Source organism: Mucilaginibacter sediminis (genome assembly GCF_051903035.1).
Taxonomy (GTDB): domain Bacteria; phylum Bacteroidota; class Bacteroidia; order Sphingobacteriales; family Sphingobacteriaceae; genus Mucilaginibacter.
The window spans coordinates 4,008,339-4,029,439 of sequence record NZ_CP170602.1 but is presented as its reverse complement, the minus strand read 5'-3'; the positions used below and the strand labels follow the sequence as shown (position 1 = coordinate 4,029,439).

Genomic DNA, 21,101 nt, shown 5'->3' with positions numbered 1-21,101 from the left:
AATTGCCTTTTATTATGATAATTTTCGTCATTTGCATTTACAAATATGAATGTGGCAGCTGTTTTTAACAAAACCGGAATGACAAATAGCATTAACTTTAAACAGGTTGCCCGCACCTTAACCATTGTTGAAAACGACCTGCCCGGAAGCCAGCAACTATTAAAGGGCCTTACATTTAATAAACCTGCCCCGGTAATTGGCGTAACCGGCCCGCCCGGCGCAGGCAAAAGCACCCTGGTAAATGCTTTGATAGATTTGCTTTTAAAAGATGGCAGTAAAATAGCGGTTTTGGCTATTGATCCCACATCGCCTTTTAACTTCGGCTCCCTGCTTGGCGATAGGATTCGGATGTCTTCGCACTTTAATCATCCCGATGTTTTTATTCGCTCGCTGGCTACCCGCGGTTCATTAGGTGGCTTATCGGCCAAAACCATAGAAATGACCGATGTATTACGTGCCGCCGGATTTGATTATGTGCTGATAGAAACGGTTGGTGTTGGCCAGTCGGAAATTGAGATAAGCGGACTGGCGGACGTTACCCTTGTGGTACTGGTACCCGAGGGGGGCGATGAAGTGCAGCATATTAAATCGGGCCTGATGGAAATTGCTGATGCTTTTATTGTTAACAAAGCCGACAGGGCCGATGCAGATGTATTTGCCAATAACCTGAAAAAAATTATAGGACAAAAAAAAGACGGACAGCCTCCTGTATTTAAAACAACAGCATTGCAGGGTACGGGGATTGCCCAGGTTGCCGGGTTTATCAAAACATCAATGCAAGTAAAAAACCCACGTCGGCAGTTACTGCTTACCGAAAAGGCTTACAAGCTGTTAGCACATAAATTAACGCATCATATAGATAAAAAAAAGCTTCAGCAAGATGTTACCGACGCTTTAAATTACAAAGATTTTAACCTTTATAGTTTTGTTGATTCGTATTTATAACCACTTGACCAGGCTTAAGTCGAAAGCCTTAAGTTCTGAGCCTGAATTGTCATTTTCGACTTAGAACTTAAGCCTTTCGACTAAAAACTATTCATAATCTCTTCAATATGCTCTGCCTCAACGGGAATATTGGCCATCAGGTCGCGATTACCATTGTTGGTAATTAAAATATTATTCTCAATTCGTATACCCAGGCCTTCTTCAGGTATATAAATACCTGGCTCGCAGGTTAGTATGTTGCCAACCTCGAATTGTTTATACCTGCTGGCAAAGTCATGAACATCCAAACCCAGGTGGTGCGATGTGCCATGCATAAAATACTTTTTATATAATGGCGCGTTGGCATCCTGCTTTTCCACATCATGTTTATCAAGTAAGCCAAGGCCTATCAGTTCGCTGGTCATTATTTTGCCAACCTCGTCCTGGTATTCGGTTAAAACAGTGCCGGCCACAATCATGCTGCTCGCCTCGCGCATTACACGTAAAACGGCATCATAAACAGCTCGCTGGCGTGGGGTAAACCTGCCATTAACCGGCACCGACCGGCTCATATCAGCGTTATAATTGGCGTACTGGGCGCCAAAATCAAACAGAATTACGTCGCCATCATTACAAACCTGGTTGTTATCAATATAATGCAGCACGTTGGCATTTTTGCCCGAGGCAATTATTGGGCTATAAGCATGACCGGTAGCCCTTTGCCGTAAAAACTCGTGTATAATTTCGGCCTCTATTTCATATTCGGCAACACCGGGTTTTATAAATTTAAGTACGCGTACAAAAGCATCGTGGGTGATGTTACAGGCTTTTTGGATCAGCTCAATTTCCGGCTCCGATTTTATAACTCTTAAATCTCTTAATATCAACGCCGAGCGTTCGTATTTATGCAGCGGATATTTTTGGCGTAATGCTTCATACATCCGCATATCCCGGTATGGTACAGTATGTACATACCGGTCGTTTTCGTTAGTGTTTATGTAAATATTTTCGGCATAATTGATAATGCTATGTAAAATAGCGTCGTATTCATGCAGCCAGTAAACACTCTCGATACCAGAAACTTGTCTCGCCTCCTCTTTTGTATACTTGTGTCCTTCCCAAATGGCAATGTGCTCGTTGGTTTGTCTTAAAAAAAGTACTTCTTTGTATGCCTTATTAGGACAATCGGGGTATAGCAGCAATATGCTTTGCTCCTGGTCGATACCCGTAAGGTAAAAAAAATCCGGATTTTGTTTAAAAGCAAAAACCTGGTCACCACTCACCGGAAACTCATCATTAGAGTGAAAAACAGCCAGTGAGTTTGGTTTTGTTCTCGAAACGAAATTTTTTCTATTATTTGTAAATAGCGAATGGAAAATTTCCAAATATTTCATATTTAACTCTTGATTATTTTAATAAATCATTTTTTTTTCCTTATTTGTGTAACTATTACAATTTTTGGAACAATGTTTGGTCATCGTTTCAAACATAATTACTAAATTTGAAAAAAATCACAATTAAAATCGTTTAATCTTAAAAACTATGAATTATTCTACATTAAAGAAAACAGCAGCACTGTCGTTTGCTTCTTTGCTGGTTGCGGGTATGGCTAGCGCCCAAACCGACTCGACAAAAACTGGATCTGCCAAATTGTTTGGCGGGATCGGACAGTACAACACATTTAGTATCGGCGTGAACGTTGGTATAACTGATGGATTAGTGCCATTTACAATTAACACCACTAACAAATTTAAAGCTGATTTGGGCTATGGCGTGTCTTTAAGGCAACAATTATCTCATACCTTTAGCTTGCAGTTAGATTATCTGGGTGGTAAAGTTCATGGCATTGATAAAGCCGGCACTGAAAAATATGGTTATACCGAATACAAAACTTCGTTTAATTCAGGAGCACTTAGCGCCGTTTTTAACATTGCAAGCGTTAGTTTCCTGCATCGCAAAAACAGTGTTAACTTTTACACTTCTGCCGGTTTGGGTTTAGACATGTACAAAATTAAAGAAAATACAACTGCTGCAGGCGTTGTTAACACTTTGCCTTTTGGTGACAAAACAGTTAAAGAATTATTTGCTCCAGTTGGTGCAGGTGTAAAATTCAAACTTAACGATGCGTTGGCCTTAAATTTAGGTTACACTGTTAGTTTTGTACAAGGTTATAACTTTGGCGGTATTCACACTTATCCTCAGTTTAGCCACTACTCTTACACCTACGGTGGTTTAGAGTACACTTTCGGTCCGAAAACAAAACAGAACTTAGAGTGGGTAAACCCGGTTGCTCAGATGTATGACGAATTGTACGATGCTGCATTACGTCAGGAAGTTGAAGCTTTAAAAGGCCGTGTAACAAACGTAGAAACTGCTGTTAACGACCTGAAAAAAGATTCAGACGGTGACGGTGTTGCTGATCAGTTTGACAAATGTCCAGGTACTGCTGCAGGCAGCGTAGTTGATGGTTCTGGTTGCGTTATCGTATTCCCTAAACCAGCTGCTGATTCAGTTGTTGCTAAACCTACTGCTTACTCAAACATCCAGTTTGAATTTGACAGCTCGGTATTACGCACTTCATCTTACCCGGTGTTAGATGCTACTTCTGCAGATTTGCGTGCTTCTGGCAAAGGTGTTGAAGTTGACGGCTTTGCTTCATCTGAAGGTACTGCCGCTCACAACATGTCTTTATCAAAAGATCGTGCTAACTCAGTAAAAACTTACTTAGTTAACTCTGGTGTTGATGCTAAAAAAGTAAAAATCAAAGGCTACGGCGAAACCATGCCAATTGCCGATAACTCAACCGAAGAAGGTCGTGTATTAAACCGTCGTGTTCAGTTTAAACAAAAATAATCGTTGATAAAACATTATTTGCGAAAGCCCCGGATAACCCGGGGCTTTCTTCGTTTAACACGATTTAAGGATTCTTGCAGTATTAAGATGACTTTGGAAACGCATCTCCCTGCTCTTTACTCTTTTTTGACATCTATGTTTAGCAGGAATGTTATCTTTAAGTAATTCATGAACATCATTTTAAAAGTAACACTTTGGCTTATAGGTATTTTTACAGGCATTTACCTGGTCATTTGTTGTTTCTTTTATTTTTCACAGGATGATTTGATCTTTCAGGGAACGCGATATCCTGCCGGATATCGGTACGATTTTCGGTCCGCTTACAAAGAGTATAATATAAAAACTGCCGATGGCACTACATTAAACGGCGTTTTATTCCTCTCCCAAAAACCAAAAGGGCTTGTTTTTTTCCTGCATGGCAATGGCGGTACAATTGATAGCTGGCATACAGTTGCAGGTAATTACAATAACGTAGGGTATGATGTATTTATGCTTGATTATCCGGGATACGGCAAAAGTACAGGCAATATTAAATCGCAGCAGCAACTTTTTGATGCTGTAAAAATGGCATACCAACATGTCAAAACATTATATCCCGAAAATCAAATTGTCATATTAGGCTATTCTATCGGCACAGGCCCGGCAGCCTGGCTGGCATCACAAAATCATCCACAAAAACTCATCCTACTTGCTCCTTACTATAGCCTGGTTGATGAGGCGAAAACGCTGTACCCATTTTTGCCCTCTTCTATTTTAAAATACCCACTCCAAACTTATGAGTACATTCAGCATACTTCTGCTCCTATTGTCATTTTTCACGGTGATGAAGATGAGTTGATAAACCACTCTTCGTCCTTCCGACTCCAAAAATACTTTAAGCCCGGCGACAAGCTAATTATCCTGAAAGGGCAGCATCATAACGGCATAGATGATAATGCCAAATACAAGGATTCATTGAAAAAAGTCCTGTAAACAAAATAGACGTGTGCTACACGTCTATCCAATTTTTATTCTGCAGGCAATTTGCACATCTAAAATCTGCATATCCGCACATTTATCACTTAACGCTTTTCTTCTGCACAATAAAGTATCCTGCAATAAATACAACTATGGCTACTGCCATACTTACAAAAACATCTTTTGTAAACACATCTATTTGAATGCCTTTTTGCACCCCTTCGCCTCGATGCATCATGGTAGTAATAGCTTGCATGGGGTGCGAATAAGGGAAAAGATAACAATACTCCCAGTTTTTTGAGGCCAGGATAACACCGGTAATGGTGCACACAAAGCCGATGCCCATCGGCTTTAAAAAATCGGCCCAAAGTAAACTGAGCAAAAACTGGATGGATAAGATGCCCAGCGATGACAAAAATAATTTAAAATATATCTGCGCCAGCTCCTTTTCCATGTGGTAATCATCAAACCTAAGTTCGGGTTTTACGATGCTCAATAAGTTGCCAAACCCTATTGTAAACAGCACAAACAGCGCAAGTGTTAAAAACACCAGGAATACCGCATAAGTATATTTGGCGCCGTATACCGCCCAACGCGAAATAGGCAAACTGAACTGGCTTTTCCAGGTATCGGCCTTGTGCTCAATACTATTTACCGAGTAGGCTATAAAAATAATAAACATGGGCAGCAGTAATGAACCCATTACGCCTAATATGGCGCCGGCAAATTGCAGCCACAGCATTATGGGTGGTGTGCCTGTAAGTTTTTCGGCCTTGAGGTAAAAGCCCACAAAAAGTAAAGTGGAAATAAACAGCGGTAGTATAATGGCAGCCCAAAAACCCAACGTTTTTCGGCTTTTGTAAAATTCCGACCGGAACGATAGTATAAATCCTTTCATGGGGTTCAGGCTTTTTGGGTGATATCTAAAAACAGGCGTTCCAAATCTTTTTGCTGTTTACCTATACTAAATATGGCATGGCCGTTATTGTGCAACAGTGCATTTATTCCCGCCGTTTTTTGCTTGCTCGCGTACGGAACATACAGGTAAGTATCGGTAACATCGGTAACGGTATAACCGTTACGGGTAAGCAGGTTAGCGGCATCAACTGTGTTATCTGTCTCGATGCATACAAGCGGCTGGCTCAAGGCCTGCAACTCGCCGATGCTGCCCTGAAACAGCAGCTCGCCATGGTTAATAATACCTACGTGGGTGGCCATGCGTTCAACCTCGGCCAGTAGGTGGCTTGATATAAATACCGTTTTTTTATACTGACAAACCAGTTTAATGAGTAACTCACGCACTTCGATGATCCCGTTAGGATCAAGGCCGTTGGTGGGCTCGTCAAGGATTAAAAGTTTGGGATCGGCAAGCAGGGCAAGGGCAATGCCCAGGCGCTGTTTCATACCCAGGGAGTATTGTCCGGCTTTTTTGTGGGCCGCATTGGTAAGCTGCACAAGAGCCAGCATTTCGTCAACGCGTTTAACAGGCACCTGTAATAACAAGGCCCTGTTTAATAAATTCTCTTTCCCGGTAAGGTGTTGGTATATAGCAGGCTGCTCAATAAGCGAGCCTATTTGCGATAAAATTTGAGCGCGGTGATGTTGAATGTCCTGTTCAAATATTTGGATGCTGCCGCTTTGGATTTTGAGCAGGTTTAACAGGAGTTTGATAGTAGTGGTTTTCCCGGCACCGTTTGGGCCAAGAAAACCATATATGCTTCCTTCGGGTACCTGTAGCGCAAGTGATTTAACTACTTGCTGGTTACCGAAGTTGAAGGATAACCCTTCGGTACTAATTACCATACATTGTTGCTTTTGGCAACTGAGCAAACAGTTTTAACAAGGGTAATGCCCTTGTAAAACAACGAGGTAGCGTGTACCGCTGATGTCCCCATTACTGCTGATTCCTTTTTTTGTTCAAACTGGTAGCTTACACCTAAAATAAGGGCGAACATTACCGGTATCAACAACATGATAAAAGGGTTAGAATTTTTGATAAGCGTTTTCATTGCGAGTGATTTGATAGAACAAAGAAATACTTATTTTACCACCTGCTAAAAAGTATTAGACCAACACACGGAGTTTATAGATGAACGCCTTTTTAAACATTTTAACCAGTTTATCGATTATAAAAGCCAGTTCATCGACAAATTGAATTACTATATATAAATAAACGCCCGTATAACAATCAAAATACTAAATTACATCACATTAAACCTTTTTATTAAGGGATAAAACGGCACATGCAGAACACTATTTCACCTGATAATCAAACACGCGGTTTAAAAACGGCCTGGCATATTTTCTGGCATTTACTTTTTTGGCTTGGGATGATCTCGCTGTTCATTTTCCTGGCCCGAATGAATGACCATATAACACTAAGGCAATTGGTTATTATATTTCTGGTGTTCCCGATCATCAATATCGGGTTGTTTTACATTAATTTCCTGGTATACATTCCCCGCTTCCTGGATAAAAAAAGGTATTGGGCTTATGCCTGTGTAGCTCTGATAACCATTATAGTTTTCGGTGTTGTTAAATATGGGGTAGGCCTGTTGTTTAAAGATGTGATACTGATACACAACAAGGGGCAGCAAATAAGCTTTGCCGCTTACTTTTTCAACACCGTTTTTACCAGCCTGATTTTTATTTTTTTAAGTACGGTGCTTAAATTCACTACCGATTGGTTCCTGAACGAACGCATTCAGCATGATCTTGAAAACCAGCGATTAAGCGCCGAGCTTGCTTTTTTAAAATCGCAGATAAATCCGCATTTTTTATTCAATTCCTTAAACAGTATTTACTCGCTGGCCTATCAAAAATCCGAAACAACGCCCGAAGCTATCCTGAAGCTATCCGAAATTATGCGCTACATGCTTTACGAGTGCAATGACAACCGGGTTGATTTAAGCAAGGAGTTGCAATACCTGCACAACTACATCGATTTGCAAAAAATCCGCTTTGGCAACAAGGCTTTTATTGATTTTAAGGTAATGGGCGATGTAACCAACCAGCAAATTGTACCCTTATTATTAATAGCCTTTATCGAAAACGCTTTTAAGCATGGCGTGGCCAATGATGTGATGACGCCAATTAAACTGCTCATTAATGTTGACGAATGCCAACTGCACTTTTACATTCAAAATAAAAAACATACCCATAACCGCGACGCCATTGGCGGGATAGGACTAACCAATGTGCAAAGGCGTCTTAATCTTTTATATCCCGGTAAGTATACTTTAAATATCAGGGATACAGAAGATACCTATACTTGTGAATTATCAATAATCTTGTGAAAGTTCCTCTGTCATGCTGAGGTACGAAGCATCTGCTCGACAACTTTTCTATCGGTCATGCAAAGCTGATAGATCCTTCGTACCTCAGGATGACAGGAAAATTGGATAAACATAAACATTACCCAAACCATGAACCAGTTAAAAACCATTTTATTAATGCTGTTGTTAGCCGTATGCAGGTACAGCGCCTCGGCACAAAATGATCCAAAACTTACCGAAGTTTGGGATCCGGAACCAGCCATAGTGCATCCGGGCGTTGGCAATAAAGCGCCGTCAGATGCCATTGTTTTGTTTGATGGAAAAAACCTGGACGAATGGACAGATCAAAAAGGAATGCCCCCCGGCTGGACAATTAAAAACGGTATCCTTACCGTGAAACCCGGCAGTGGCTCCATCATCACCAAAAAAAACTTTGCCGATTGCCAGCTGCATATTGAATGGCGCACACCGGCCATTGTAAAAGGCGAAGGCCAGGAGCGCGGCAACAGCGGCGTAATAATGCAAAGCCGTTACGAGCTACAAATACTGGATAGTTATAAAAATCGCACCTACTCCAACGGGCAGGCTGGCTCTGTTTACAAACAATACGTGCCTTTGGTAAATGCTTCGCTTAAACCCGGTGAATGGCAAAGGTATGATATCATTTATACCGCGCCGCGTTTTAATTTAGATAGTTCGCTTAAAACACCGGCTTACATTACGGTTTTACACAACGGCGTGCTGGTACAAAACCATGTGGCTATAAAAGGCACAGTAGCTCACGTTGGCCAGCCTAAATACACCAAGCACAATTTTGCACAGCCGTTATTGCTGCAGGAGCATGAATTCCCCGTATCGTTCCGCAACATCTGGATCAGGGAGATCAACGTTCAAAAACTTTTTAACGGCCGGGATAAAACAGGTTGGTATACATTTTTAGATACATTGGGCAAAAACAACGATATCCATAACAATTTCATTGTAGAAAATGGTGCGGTGCATGTAATGGGTAAATATTTTGGCTATATGAGTACCCTAAAATCCTACTCCAATTATTACCTTAAAGTGGTATTTAAATGGGGCACCAAACAATACTTTCCACGCCAAACCGGTAAGCGGGATGCCGGTATCCTTTATCATTTTGGATTGATGGAAAAAGATACCGTTTGGCCAAAATCAATAGAATTTCAGATACAGGAACAAGATTGCGGCGACTTTTGGTGCGTTAAGCATACCAATGTAGATTCGCCAAACAAATGGGAAGTAGCCTGGGATCAAAAGCACATTTTCCGCACAGAAAATTTTGAAAAGCCAAGAGGCGAATGGAATACGCTGGAGATTATTTGCAACGGTAACCAAATTGAACATTATGTAAACGGGCACCTGGTAAACTGGGGTACAGGTTCGGTAACCGAAGGTAGGATATTATTACAATCGGAGGGCGCCGAATTATTTTACAAGTCGGTGGAGTTAACACCGTTTTGACACACGAATTGACACGGATTTTATCAAATTACATTAATTAGTATTTATTTTTACAACATGATCAGATGCCTGGTAGTTGATGATGAGCCTTTAGCGCTGCACATTTTGGAAGATTATATATCTAAAATGCCTTTTTTGCAATTGGTGAAAGCCACAACCAATCCTATTGAAGCCCTTACCCTGGTACAGGCGGGCAATGTGGACCTGGTATTTTTAGATGTGCAAATGCCTGAGTTAACCGGTATTCAATTCCTGAAGATAGCCAACGGTAAAGCCAAAGTGATACTTACCACCGCTTACCCGCAATACGCTTTAGAGGGCTATGAGTTGGATGTGGTTGACTATTTATTGAAACCCATCGCTTTCGATAGGTTTTTTAAGTCGGTACAAAAAGCCCAAAGCATTATACAGCCCGTAACCAAAACTGTAATACAGGCCGAACCTGCTCAGCAGGACGATTTTTCGACGGATTTTATCTTCGTAAAAACCGAACATAAAATTCAGAAGGTTTACCTGCACGATATTTTGTTTATTGAGGGATTGAAGGATTACATCTCCATATTTACCTCTGCAGAGCGGATTATTACCCTGCAAGGCATGAAAAAAATGGAAGATGCCCTGCCCGAAAGACATTTTGTACGGGTGCATAAATCATACATCGTAGCACTTAACAAAATTGACAGCATCGAGCGAAGCCGCATCCAGATAGGCGAAAAAATTATCCCCGTTGGCGACACCTACCGCGATGAGTTTTTCAAGATCATTGATGATAAAAACGTTTAGTATTCCCAAGCCAATTAAGACAATTGTGGCTTGCAAGAAAATTCTATAATTTGTAATTACATTAATTTTGAAATAGGTGAGTACAAATAAACAAGATACCGAAAAAAAAGCAGGTGATGCAGTTAATCAAAAAGCATCCCCTTCAGGGGGCGGAGGGGGCTCCTCCGTTACCGGTAAAGCGCTTGATTGGAAATTGTTAAAACGGGTTATGCGCTATGTAAAGCCCTACAATACCACATTTGTGATTGCCGTTTTTTTAACGGTATTTTTGGCGGTTGGCGCATTACTGCAACCTATCCTGATTCAACGTACGCTGGATGTAAATATACTGAATGACGATTACGATGGGCTGGTTTTTATGGTTGGCCTGATGGTGGCGCAACTGATTATTCAAACTGTGGCCCAGTATTATCAAACTTATTTAACCAATACATTGGGTCAATCCGTTATTCGCGATTTGAGGATTGACATTTTTAACCATATCACCAGTTTAAGGCTAAAGTATTTTGACAGGACACCAATTGGCATGCTTATCACCCGTACGGTATCCGACCTGGAAACCATTGCCGATATCTTTTCTGAAGGGCTTATCAGCATCATGGGCGATATGCTGCTGGTGTTTGCCGTTATCGGCCTGATGCTTTGGCAGGACTGGAAGCTGGCTTTAATTACCCTTATCCCAATGCCTTTCCTGTTTGCATCAACGTACGTTTTTAAGGAGGCCATCAAATCATCGTTCCAGGAAGTGCGTACCCAGGTGGCCCAGTTGAATACTTTTTTGGCCGAGCATATTTCGGGCATCAGCGTTATACAGCTTTTTGCACGGGAAGACCAGGAGATGCGTAAGTTTAAAGCGGTTAACGTAAAGTACCGTGATGCCAACATCCGCAGTAACTGGTATTATTCTATATTTTTCCCTGTGGTCGAGATTTTGTTTGCCATTTGCATAGGCCTCCTGGTTTGGTACGGTTGTAAACGGATGCTTACCGATGGGCAGCTGGCCAGCTTATCAGCTTCAAAAAAAGGGATTACCCCAGGATTGATAACCGGCTTTATTGTGCTGCTGAATATGCTTTTTAGGCCCATCCGCCAGTTGGCCGATAAATTTAACACCCTGCAAATGGGTATGGTTGGCGCCGACAGGATTTTTAAAGTACTGGATACCGACGAGGTTGCTATTGACAACGGCACCCTGAAAACCGGCAGACTGCAGGGCGAAATAGAATTTGACAAAGTGTGGTTTGCCTATAACGACGAAAATTGGGTGCTAAAAAACATCAGCTTCCACGTAAAACCCGGCGAAACACTGGCCCTGGTAGGTGCTACCGGAGCGGGCAAATCATCGACCATCAATATCCTTAACCGTTTTTACGAGATAGGAAAAGGCAGCGCCAAAGTTGATGGCCATGACATTCGCAACTATGAGGTTGAGTTCCTCCGGTCGCAAATAGCAACGGTTATACAGGACGTATTCCTGTTTACTGATACCATTGCCAACAATATCAGCCTCAATAATCAATTAATCACCCGCGAGCAGATCGTCGCGGCAGCAAAAGATGTTGGCGCCCACGAGTTTATAGAACGCCTGCCCGGCGGCTATGATTATAATGTAATGGAACGCGGATCGACCCTTTCGGCGGGACAATCGCAATTGATATCTTTTATCCGCGCGTTGGTATACAATCCGGCCATTTTGGTTTTAGATGAGGCTACCTCGTCGGTAGATACCGAAACCGAGATACTGATCCAAAATGCGATCAATAAACTGATGCAGGGCCGTACGGCGATAGTTATTGCCCACCGCCTTTCCACCATTCAAAATGCCGACAGGATTATCGTACTTGACCACGGCGAGATCATGGAAATGGGCACCCACCAGGAACTCCTTAAAATTGAGCACGGGCACTACCGTAAACTTTACGATTTACAGTTTAACTCGGCCGGGATAGCGAGATAGGTTGTATGTTTTACGTGCTACGTTATACGTTTTTAATTGTGCTAAACTAAACGTATAACGTAGCACGTAAAACCTCGTCAATCTTTCGGCACCGCCTTTACTGAATGCACCGGTTGTTCTTCCCGTTCGTGTTTTTTGGCAATGTTGCCGCCATGTGGCTCGTCGGCATGATACTGCTTGTCTTGGGGTTTTACCTTGCTTTTGCCGCCATTATCGTTTGGCCTGTGGGTTGGTGTATCCGAAGGCGATTGTTTGTGTTTATCGTTTGCTGGCTTTGTCATGAAGGTATAACAGGGTGGGGACGGGAATTGTTTATTTTGTCTGAATCAGAATTTACAGGATTTTAGAATATTCAGAATCAATGCGCTACTGACAAGCATTCTGTCCATTCTAAAATCCTGTAAATTCTGATTCAGACGTTAATAAATGTTAAAACCCGCACACTATTACGTTATTAAACCATTTTTATAAACAATAAACTTTTACCTTTAACCCGTGTTTCTTAATTTCGCACATTATAGATGTGAGATATGAGATATGAGATGTGAGACAAGCTGCCGAATGCGATTGTTTTTATCTCAAATCTCAAATCTCACTTCTCATATCTAAACAAATATGGAAGAATTTGAAGCAAGCTCATCGTCAAAAAAGGTAAAAACCATATACATTTCAACCGTATTTGGTATTGCCATGGTGTTGTTAATGGTGGGTTTGTTAGGATTACTGCTCATAGATGCCAATAACATTTCGCGATACGTTAAGGAAAATATTGTATTGAATATTTTTGTTGACGACGCCGCACACGAAACTGACGTACTGCAGTTGCAAAAACAACTGGATGCCAACCCTATGGTGAAGCAAACCCAATATGTAAGTAAAGAACTGGCTGCCCGTAACCTGCAAAAAGACTTAGGCGAAGATTTTGTGAAATTCCTTGGATATAACCCCTTATCACAATCGCTGGATATTTATATGAAGGCCGATTTTGCCAATAACAAGGATATCGAAAAGTTTAAAGCCGACCTGCTGAAAAACCCATTGGTTAAGGAAGTTAAATACCAGCAATCGCTGGTTGATAAAATGAACGAGAATGTGAAATCTATCAGTCTCATCATTTTAGCCTTCGCGGGCATTTTCGTAGTGTTATCAGTAGCTTTAATTAATAATACTATCCGGCTTGCCATTTATTCGCAACGGTTTTTAATTAAATCTATGCAGTTGGTTGGTGCAACTAAGGGTTTTATCCGTAAGCCATTTTTACTATATGGCATCTGGCACGGGCTTTTAGGGGGCTTAATTGCTATAATCCTGTTAATTGGTGCACTATACCTGGCTTATCAACAAGTGCCCGACCTGGTTTTCCTGCAAAGCTATTCGGAATTTGGAATGGTATTTTTAGGCGTGGTAGGGTTAGGCATATTTATATCTGCCTTTAGCACATTCCTGGCTGTTAACAAGTTTTTACGTTTAAAAATATACGACCTATATAGGTAAGCTAAAGTCAAAATTAAAAAGTCAAAAATTGATTTGCAGGTTGGTAATCACTAATTCACCAACTCACTAAATCACTAATTAAAAAAACATGGCACAAAAATTTAAACCAACAACGCCTTTAAAAACATCGGCAACTGCTTCGGCGCCAAAAGCGGCAAAAACTATCAGTAATGAGCCTGTAGAGTTTATCTTTGATAAAAGCAACTACAAGTTTTTAATCATCAGCGTATTAATAGTAGCCTTTGGTTTTGTGCTGATGTCTGGTACTACCGATATTTATAGCAATACCAAAATTGTTATAGCCCCTATTGTAGTACTGGCTGGCTTTGCTTTAGGTTTTTACGCTATTTTAAAGAAGCCTGAAGTTAGCAAGTAGCTAATTGGTTGATTAGGTGAATGGCTGATTGGGTTAACCGTTTCAGCTTTGTTTGCCAAATCAACCGGATTCATTATCTTTCCAATACATCATAATATCTACCCCAACCCCAAAAAATCACAATGAATCTGATCCACGTTATCGTGCTTGCAATTATAGAAGGCATTACCGAGTTTTTGCCGGTATCATCTACCGGGCATATGGTTATTGCCTCGGCGTTTATGGGAATCGGTACAGACGATTTTGTAAAGCTGTTTGAAGTTGCCATACAGTTAGGTGCCATTCTATCAGTTGTAATTTTATACTTTAAGCGTTTTTTCAAGTCGTTTGATTTTTATTTTAAACTGGTAGTAGGCGTTATACCGGCTGTTATAGTAGGCGTATTATTCAAAAAGAAAATTGATATTTTATTAGAGAGCCCGCTTGTAGTGGCTTGTTCATTACTAATAGGCGGTGTAGTATTGTTATTTGTTGATAAATGGTTTAATAAGCCGGCCGTTAAAGAAGAAGGCCAAATAAGCTATGCAACCGCGCTTAAAGTTGGCGTTTTTCAATGTTTGGCTGTTATCCCTGGCGTTTCCCGTTCGGCTGCAACCATTGTGGGTGGTATGAGCCAAAAACTTACCCGCACCGCGGCTGCCGAGTTTTCGTTCTTTTTGGCCGTGCCTACCATGTTTGGTGCTACGCTGAAAGAAATCTGGGATTTTCATAAAGCCCATGCTACGGGACCGCTATTTACCGGCGAGCAGATTAAATTTTTAGTTGTTGGCAATGTTATAGCATTTGTTGTGGCTATGCTGGCCATCAAATCATTCATTACTTTTCTTGAGCGTAAGGGCTTCAGGCTTTTTGGCTGGTACCGTATTATAGTTGGCGCTTTTATTATCGTTTTGATATTAAGCGGTCACCAACTACAGGTATTGTAGCCCCACCCAAACCCTCCCCGGAAGGGAGGACTTCAAAAGCAAATTGAAGATTATTTGAATTCTCCCCAACCGGGGCATGCAAATGCATCTAACTGGGTTAACATAACTTAACATATTTCAGATATGTTTTTTGTAAATATTTGATAATCAATGTTTTGAATTTTAACATGGTTAACACTAAACTGATCGGGCAATTTAGGCGCATCCAAATATTTGTACCTGTCGCAGGCCAAAGCAGGTCCGTTTGGCACCTCGATCATTAACCACGATCAGCCAACAAAAATAAGGTGTTGTTTGATACTTATATCTTCCCGGCGCTATAAGCTTATCACATCAGCTATTATTAAACAACAGCTAATCGCCGTTAGCTATTTAGATGCGTTTGCCCTGGCAACCCCGGAGGGGTATTCGGGATTTGATTTTTATTGTACTCATGATTGCTATGCAATTTAGAGGTGGCTTTTCCATACCTTTGCCGCTTTAACAACATTACTTGAAAAGTACTTACCAAAACATCCAGGAATTTGCCGATGGCCAGCTGTTGCTGGTGAACAAACCGTATCAATGGACAAGCTTTGATGTGGTGGGTAAAATCCGCAATTCTTTTAAGCCTTTAAAATTGAAGGTTGGCCATGCTGGCACGCTCGATCCGCTGGCTACCGGATTGCTCATCATCTGCACCGGTAAAATGACCAAGCAGATTGATACCTTCCAGGCCGAAGAAAAAGAGTACACCGGTACCATGGTACTTGGCGCAACCACGCCATCGTATGATATGGAAACCGAACCCGACAATAAGTTTGATACCAGCCAACTTACCGAACAACAGCTGCGTAGTAACTGCGCACAGTTTACCGGCGATATACAGCAATACCCGCCTGCGCACTCTGCAATTAAAATAGACGGCGAGCGTTTGTACGAAAAAGCCCGCCGCGGCGAAGAAGTGGAACGACGACTGCGTAGCGTTACCATAAGCGAATTTGAACTTACACGCGTTGAATTGCCCGAAGTTGATTTCAGGGTGGTATGCAGTAAGGGCACTTACATACGTAGTTTGGTACATGATTTTGGGGCCGCTTTAAACAATGGGGCATACCTGTCTGAATTAAGGCGTACCCGCAGCGGCAGCTATAAGGTAGAGGATGCCTGGGAGGTGATGGAGTTGTTTAATACTATTAAAAGTCTTAAGCCCTAAGTCGTTAGTATTAAGTTTGTCATTGGAATGGAAGTGATTTCGCGCGACTTTTGACTTAAGACTGACTACTTGAGACTACGGACTTAACATCCGAACTTAAACTAAAAAACTAAATTTGCGTTTTTACTCATCAAATGAGGATATACAACAATATTGACGAATTTACGGCGATAAACAACGCGGTTGTCACCATTGGCACATTTGATGGTGTGCATATTGGCCACCGTAAAATTATTGCGGGTATTAAAGAGCTGGCGCAGCAAACCGGCGGTGAAACCGTTATCCTTACCTTTTTTCCGCATCCGCGGATGATACTGCATCCCGAGGATGAAAGTATTAAGCTGATAACCACCATTACCGAAAAGGCTCAATTGATGGAGCAGCTTGGCGTCGATCATTTGATCATCACCCCATTTTCGCGCGATTTTAGCAATCAAACCGCCGAAGACTATATACACGATGTGCTGGTTAATAAAATTGGCACCAAAAAAATTGTGATAGGGTACGACCACCGTTTTGGTAAAGACCGCCAGGGCGGCCTGGAAGACCTGTTGAAACTTGGCCCAGTTTATGGTTTTGATGTAGTGGAAATTCCCGAGCAGGATATTGATGAAGTTGCCATAAGTTCAACTCGCATCCGCGCGGCGTTGTTAAACGATAAGATCGATTTAGCAAATGCCTTTCTTGGCTACCCTTTTTTTATAACCGGCAAGGTAGTGCGGGGCGACCAGATTGGAAGGCAGATAGGCTACCCTACAGCCAATATCGTGGTAGAGGAAAAATACAAGCTTATACCGGCTGATGGCATTTTTGCGGTAACGGTAATAATTGCCGGCGAAAGCTACAAGGGTATGGCCTACATCGGCAGCCGCCCAACCGTAAACGGCCTCACCCGCAACATCGAAGTAAACATTTTTGACTTTGACCGGGAGATTTACAACCAAACCATCAAAATGGAATTTCACCACTACGTGCGCGGCGATGTAAAGTTTGCCGGCCTTGATGAGCTGAAGGCGCAACTGGCGCAGGATAAGGTGGATGTACTGAGGTTGCTGGCTGTCTGAATCAGAATTTACAGAATTTTAGAATTCTCAGAATGTCTTTAAACTGAGAGCACAAGCAGTAAGTCTTTTATAATTCTGTTAATCTTATAATTCTGTAAACCGCGTAGCGCTCTTGAGCACCCACAAATAATCAAACGCGAGAAATTCTGATTCGGACAAACAAATCTGGCAAAATACCCGCGCATCAAACCTCACCCCACGCATCAAATCCCTCATAAATCCCTTAAAACTAAAAACTAAAACTGTACCTTTGCCTGTCAATATGACTTTAATTGTCGCTGTGGCGTAATTATTGAGTTTGTTGCATCATATAAAAATAATATGTTAGATTTTATAAGTAAGCTTTTTGGAAGCAAATCAGAGCGGGATGTAAAAAGTATTAAGCCTATAGTCGAAAAAATTAAGGCTGAATATGCAAAACTCGGTAACATCAGCAATGATGAGCTTAGAGCTAAAACAATAGGTTTTAAACAAACAATTGCCGAAGGCCTATCGGGCATCGACAGCGAGATACAAGCCATAAAAGATCGTACCGAAAACGAACTGGATATGGATGTATCCGAAAAGGTTGAGTTATACACTCAGCTGGATAAGCTGGAGAAAGACCGTAATAAAGAGCTTGAGGATATATTGATCAATATATTGCCCGAGGCGTTTGCCGTGGTTAAAGAAACCGCCAGTCGCCTTGCTGCAAATAAATTTATAGAAGTTACCGCAACTGATTTTGACCGCCAACTGGCTGCCCGCAAAAGCAATGTAACGATTAAAGGTGACAAAGCTTTTCACGCAAATACCTGGCTTGCTGCAGGTAACGAGGTTACCTGGAACATGGTTCATTACGATGTACAACTGATAGGCGGTATAGTATTGCACCAGGGTAAAATATCTGAAATGGCTACGGGTGAAGGTAAAACACTGGTTGCTACACTGCCTGCATACCTTAACGCGCTTGCCGGCCAGGGTGTACACATTGTAACGGTTAACGACTACCTGGCACGCCGCGATAGCGAGTGGATGGGCCCTTTATACGAATTTCATGGTTTATCGGTTGATTGTATTGATAAACACGAGCCCAACAGCGAGGAACGCCGCGCCGCTTACCTGGCCGATATAACTTTTGGCACAAATAACGAGTTTGGTTTCGACTACCTGCGTGACAATATGACACGTAGTCCTGAAGAGCTGGTTCAACGCAAATTGCATTACGCCATGGTGGATGAGGTGGATTCGGTTTTAATTGATGACGCCCGGACACCTTTAATTATATCTGGACCTATCCCACGTGGCGACGAGCACGAGTTTTACGAGTTGAAACCACGCATCGAGCGTTTGGTTAACGCCCAAAAAGCGTATGTGAATACGGTATTGAACGAGGCTAAAAAAGCCATTAACGATGGTGACACCGATCCGGAAAAAGGTGGATTGGCTTTATTGCGTGCTTTCAGGGGTTTGCCCAAAAGCAAAGCGTTAATTAAATTCCTGAGCGAAGGCGCTAACAGGAGCACCCTGCAAAAGGTTGAAAATTATTACATGCAGGATCAAAGCAAGAATATGCCTAAGGTAGATTCGGAGCTTTATTTTGTTATCGACGAAAAAAACAACCAGGTTGAGCTGGCCGAAAAAGGTATCGAACTGATTACCTCATCGGGCGAAGATCCTCACTTTTTTGTAATGCCTGATGTAGGCACCGAAATTGCCGAGATTGAAAAATCAAACCTGAGTACCGAAGAAAAGATTGCCCGCAAGGACGAGCTGATGCGCGATTTCTCGATCAAATCTGAGCGTATTCACTCTGTTAACCAATTGCTGAAAGCGTATACCTTATTTGAAAAGGATACCGAATACATTTTGGACGAAGGCAAAGTGAAAATTGTAGATGAGCAAACAGGCCGTGTATTGGATGGCCGCCGTTACTCTGATGGTTTACACCAGGCAATTGAAGCTAAAGAAAATGTTAAGGTTGAGGATGCTACCCAAACTTTTGCTACCGTAACCCTGCAAAACTATTTCAGAATGTACCACAAGCTTTGCGGTATGACGGGTACTGCCGTTACCGAAGCAGGTGAGTTTTGGGAAATATACAAGCTGGATGTGGTAGAAATACCAACCAACACCCCTGCAAGCCGCGAAGACAGGCAGGATTTGGTATACCGTACCATCCGCGAAAAATATAATGCCGTAGCCGATGAAATTGTAAAACTAACGCAAGCCGGCAGGCCGGTTTTGGTGGGTACTACATCGGTAGAGATCTCGGAGTTATTAAGCCGTATGCTTAAACTGCGTGGTATTAAACATAACGTACTGAATGCCAAAATGCACCAGAAAGAGGCCGATATTGTGGCCGAAGCCGGGCAGGCAGGCACAGTTACCATTGCTACCAACATGGCTGGCCGTGGTACAGATATTAAACTGGGTGCTGGTGTTAAGGAAGCAGGCGGTTTAGCCATTGTAGGTACCGAGCGCCATGAATCACGCCGGGTTGACAGGCAGTTGCGCGGTCGTTCCGGTCGCCAGGGCGATCCGGGCTCTTCACAGTTCTTTGTATCGCTGGAAGATAACCTGATGCGTTTATTCGGATCGGAAAGGATCTCGAACCTGATGGTGCGTATGGGCATCGAAGAGGGCGAAGTTATCCAGCACTCCATGATCTCCAAATCAATTGAACGTGCACAGAAAAAGGTAGAAGAAAACAACTTTGGTATCCGTAAGCGTTTGCTGGAGTATGATGATGTGATGAACTCGCAACGTACCGTTGTTTACACCAAACGCCGTAATGCGCTGTTTGGCGAACGTTTGGATGTTGATTTGAGCAATACCATTTTTGACGTGGTTGAGGATATCACTACGGAATATAAAGAGGCTAACAATTACGAAGGATTTAATTTAGAAATGATCCGCCTGTTCTCGGTTGATGTGGAAGTTGATGCCGATAAATTCGCTGTAAATTCAATTAATGCCCTGGTTGATCACGTATTCCAAACGGTGATGGACTTTTACAAACGTAAAGGCGATGCTGTATCTGCCCAGGCTTACCCCGTATTAAAAGATGTTTACGATACCCGAGGCCAGTATGTAGAAAATATTGTGGTTCCGTTTAGCGATGGCATCCATGGCATACAGGTTTCTGTTCCGTTGAAAAAAGCGGTAGATAACCATGGTCACGAGGTGTTTAAATCATTCGAGAAAAACGTTACTCTGTACCTGATAGATGATGCCTGGAAAGAGCATTTGCGCGAAATGGACGAATTGAAACAATCTGTTCAAAACGCGGTTTATGAGCAAAAGGATCCGCTGTTGGTTTACAAATTTGAGGCTTTTAATTTGTTCCGCGGCATGTTGGCCAATGTGAATAAAGAGATTGTGAGCTTCCTGTTCCGTGGCGGTATCCCTGTTCAGCAGCAAGCCGAAGAGGTGAGGGAAGCCAAACCAGAACCAAAACTGGATCTGCGTAAGCTAAAAACCACCAAAGCCGAAATGGTAAGCGAAAGCAACGGTGTGCCGATGGACGATTTTCCGCAGGAAATTCAAAAAGCTACCCCTGTAAGGGTTGAGCAAAAAATTGGCCGTAACGACCCTTGCCCTTGCGGAAGCGGTAAAAAATATAAAAACTGCCACGGTGTAGGGCAGAATTAAGAAGCTCGGCCTCCCTGAGGGAGGAGGAAAGAAAGCCCGTCATCGGGGGTGGTGAAATCCACTAATTTTGAAGGGAAAATGACATTCGAATATAAAGGCTGTCATGCTGAGGTACGAAGCATCTATTCGCGAACTTTGCAAGTGTACTATGCATGACGTAGAATAGATTCTTCACTACG

18 protein-coding genes are annotated in these 21,101 nt (G+C 42.2%); 13 read left to right on the top strand and 5 right to left on the bottom strand.

Going from position 1 to position 21,101, the window contains the following annotated elements; genetic code table 11:
* Window positions 1-78 precede the first annotated feature (78 nt).
* Window positions 79-945, top strand: coding sequence for a methylmalonyl Co-A mutase-associated GTPase MeaB (gene meaB / locus ACFGVS_RS16410; RefSeq protein WP_439694756.1), 867 nt, complete (start codon window positions 79-81; stop codon window positions 943-945).
* 80 nt (window positions 946-1,025) lie between these two features.
* Here meaB and ACFGVS_RS16405 read toward each other — a convergent pair whose 3' ends face one another.
* Window positions 1,026-2,318 carry an aminopeptidase P N-terminal domain-containing protein gene (locus tag ACFGVS_RS16405; RefSeq protein WP_439694755.1) on the bottom strand — a complete coding sequence of 431 codons (1,293 nt, stop codon included), beginning with the start codon at window positions 2,316-2,318 and terminating at the stop codon, window positions 1,026-1,028.
* 148 nt (window positions 2,319-2,466) lie between these two features.
* On the opposite strand from ACFGVS_RS16405, the gene ACFGVS_RS16400 reads away from it, so the two are divergent.
* Window positions 2,467-3,777 carry an OmpA family protein gene (locus ACFGVS_RS16400; protein ID WP_274211442.1) on the top strand — a complete coding sequence of 437 codons (1,311 nt, stop codon included), beginning with the start codon at window positions 2,467-2,469 and terminating at the stop codon, window positions 3,775-3,777.
* A 168-nt stretch (window positions 3,778-3,945) separates the two neighbouring features.
* A complete protein-coding gene (locus ACFGVS_RS16395) occupies window positions 3,946-4,749 on the top strand; it encodes an alpha/beta hydrolase (protein ID WP_439694754.1) in 804 nt (267 codons plus the stop codon).
* An 85-nt stretch (window positions 4,750-4,834) separates the two neighbouring features.
* On the opposite strand, the gene ACFGVS_RS16390 is transcribed toward ACFGVS_RS16395, so the two are convergent.
* Genes ACFGVS_RS16390 through ACFGVS_RS16380 form a run of 3 tightly spaced genes read right to left on the bottom strand, consistent with a single transcriptional unit; the run spans window position 4,835 to window position 6,743 of the window.
* A complete protein-coding gene (locus tag ACFGVS_RS16390) occupies window positions 4,835-5,632 on the bottom strand; it encodes an ABC transporter permease (protein WP_439694753.1) in 798 nt (265 codons plus the stop codon).
* A 5-nt stretch (window positions 5,633-5,637) separates the two neighbouring features.
* Window positions 5,638-6,537 (bottom strand): ABC transporter ATP-binding protein, encoded by a 900-nt coding sequence (locus tag ACFGVS_RS16385; protein WP_439694752.1) that lies wholly within the window; start codon window positions 6,535-6,537, stop codon window positions 5,638-5,640.
* Window positions 6,531-6,743, bottom strand: coding sequence for a hypothetical protein (locus ACFGVS_RS16380; protein WP_090641167.1), 213 nt, complete (start codon window positions 6,741-6,743; stop codon window positions 6,531-6,533). Before ACFGVS_RS16380 ends, ACFGVS_RS16385 begins: the two co-directional genes overlap by 7 nt.
* Before the next feature lie 234 nt (window positions 6,744-6,977).
* On the opposite strand from ACFGVS_RS16380, the gene ACFGVS_RS16375 reads away from it, so the two are divergent.
* The 4 genes from ACFGVS_RS16375 to ACFGVS_RS16360 all read left to right on the top strand — a co-directional run bounded on the left by ACFGVS_RS16375 (window position 6,978) and on the right by ACFGVS_RS16360 (window position 12,234).
* Complete coding sequence (locus ACFGVS_RS16375) at window positions 6,978-8,030, top strand: sensor histidine kinase (RefSeq protein WP_090641169.1); 1,053 nt, start codon at window positions 6,978-6,980, stop codon at window positions 8,028-8,030.
* Window positions 8,031-8,159: 129 nt separating this feature from the next.
* Window positions 8,160-9,494 carry a 3-keto-disaccharide hydrolase gene (locus ACFGVS_RS16370; RefSeq protein WP_439694751.1) on the top strand — a complete coding sequence of 445 codons (1,335 nt, stop codon included), beginning with the start codon at window positions 8,160-8,162 and terminating at the stop codon, window positions 9,492-9,494.
* A 57-nt stretch (window positions 9,495-9,551) separates the two neighbouring features.
* Complete coding sequence (locus ACFGVS_RS16365; protein WP_090641173.1) at window positions 9,552-10,277, top strand: LytR/AlgR family response regulator transcription factor; 726 nt, start codon at window positions 9,552-9,554, stop codon at window positions 10,275-10,277.
* Between the two features lie 208 nt (window positions 10,278-10,485).
* A complete protein-coding gene (locus ACFGVS_RS16360; RefSeq protein WP_090641707.1) occupies window positions 10,486-12,234 on the top strand; it encodes an ABC transporter ATP-binding protein in 1,749 nt (582 codons plus the stop codon).
* A 77-nt stretch (window positions 12,235-12,311) separates the two neighbouring features.
* On the opposite strand, the gene ACFGVS_RS16355 is transcribed toward ACFGVS_RS16360, so the two are convergent.
* Entirely contained in the window at window positions 12,312-12,515 is a 204-nt protein-coding gene (locus tag ACFGVS_RS16355; RefSeq protein ID WP_439694750.1) for a hypothetical protein, read from the bottom strand.
* Between the two features lie 334 nt (window positions 12,516-12,849).
* Between ACFGVS_RS16355 and ACFGVS_RS16350 the strand changes: the two genes are divergently transcribed.
* The 6 genes from ACFGVS_RS16350 to secA all read left to right on the top strand — a co-directional run bounded on the left by ACFGVS_RS16350 (window position 12,850) and on the right by secA (window position 20,922).
* A complete protein-coding gene (locus ACFGVS_RS16350) occupies window positions 12,850-13,728 on the top strand; it encodes a cell division protein FtsX (RefSeq protein ID WP_090641177.1) in 879 nt (292 codons plus the stop codon).
* A gap of 88 nt (window positions 13,729-13,816) precedes the next feature.
* Window positions 13,817-14,104, top strand: a complete 288-nt coding sequence (locus ACFGVS_RS16345) for a DUF3098 domain-containing protein (RefSeq protein ID WP_090641179.1) — start codon at window positions 13,817-13,819, stop codon at window positions 14,102-14,104.
* 122 nt (window positions 14,105-14,226) lie between these two features.
* A complete protein-coding gene (locus ACFGVS_RS16340; RefSeq protein WP_439694749.1) occupies window positions 14,227-15,030 on the top strand; it encodes an undecaprenyl-diphosphate phosphatase in 804 nt (267 codons plus the stop codon).
* Between the two features lie 493 nt (window positions 15,031-15,523).
* Window positions 15,524-16,225: a tRNA pseudouridine(55) synthase TruB gene (gene truB / locus ACFGVS_RS16335; protein WP_274211450.1), complete on the top strand. Its 702-nt coding sequence runs from the start codon at window positions 15,524-15,526 to the stop codon at window positions 16,223-16,225.
* Window positions 16,226-16,359: 134 nt separating this feature from the next.
* Window positions 16,360-17,289 carry a bifunctional riboflavin kinase/FAD synthetase gene (locus ACFGVS_RS16330; RefSeq protein WP_439694748.1) on the top strand — a complete coding sequence of 310 codons (930 nt, stop codon included), beginning with the start codon at window positions 16,360-16,362 and terminating at the stop codon, window positions 17,287-17,289.
* 321 nt (window positions 17,290-17,610) lie between these two features.
* Window positions 17,611-20,922, top strand: coding sequence for a preprotein translocase subunit SecA (secA, locus tag ACFGVS_RS16325; protein WP_439694747.1), 3,312 nt, complete (start codon window positions 17,611-17,613; stop codon window positions 20,920-20,922).
* Window positions 20,923-21,101 lie beyond the last annotated feature (179 nt).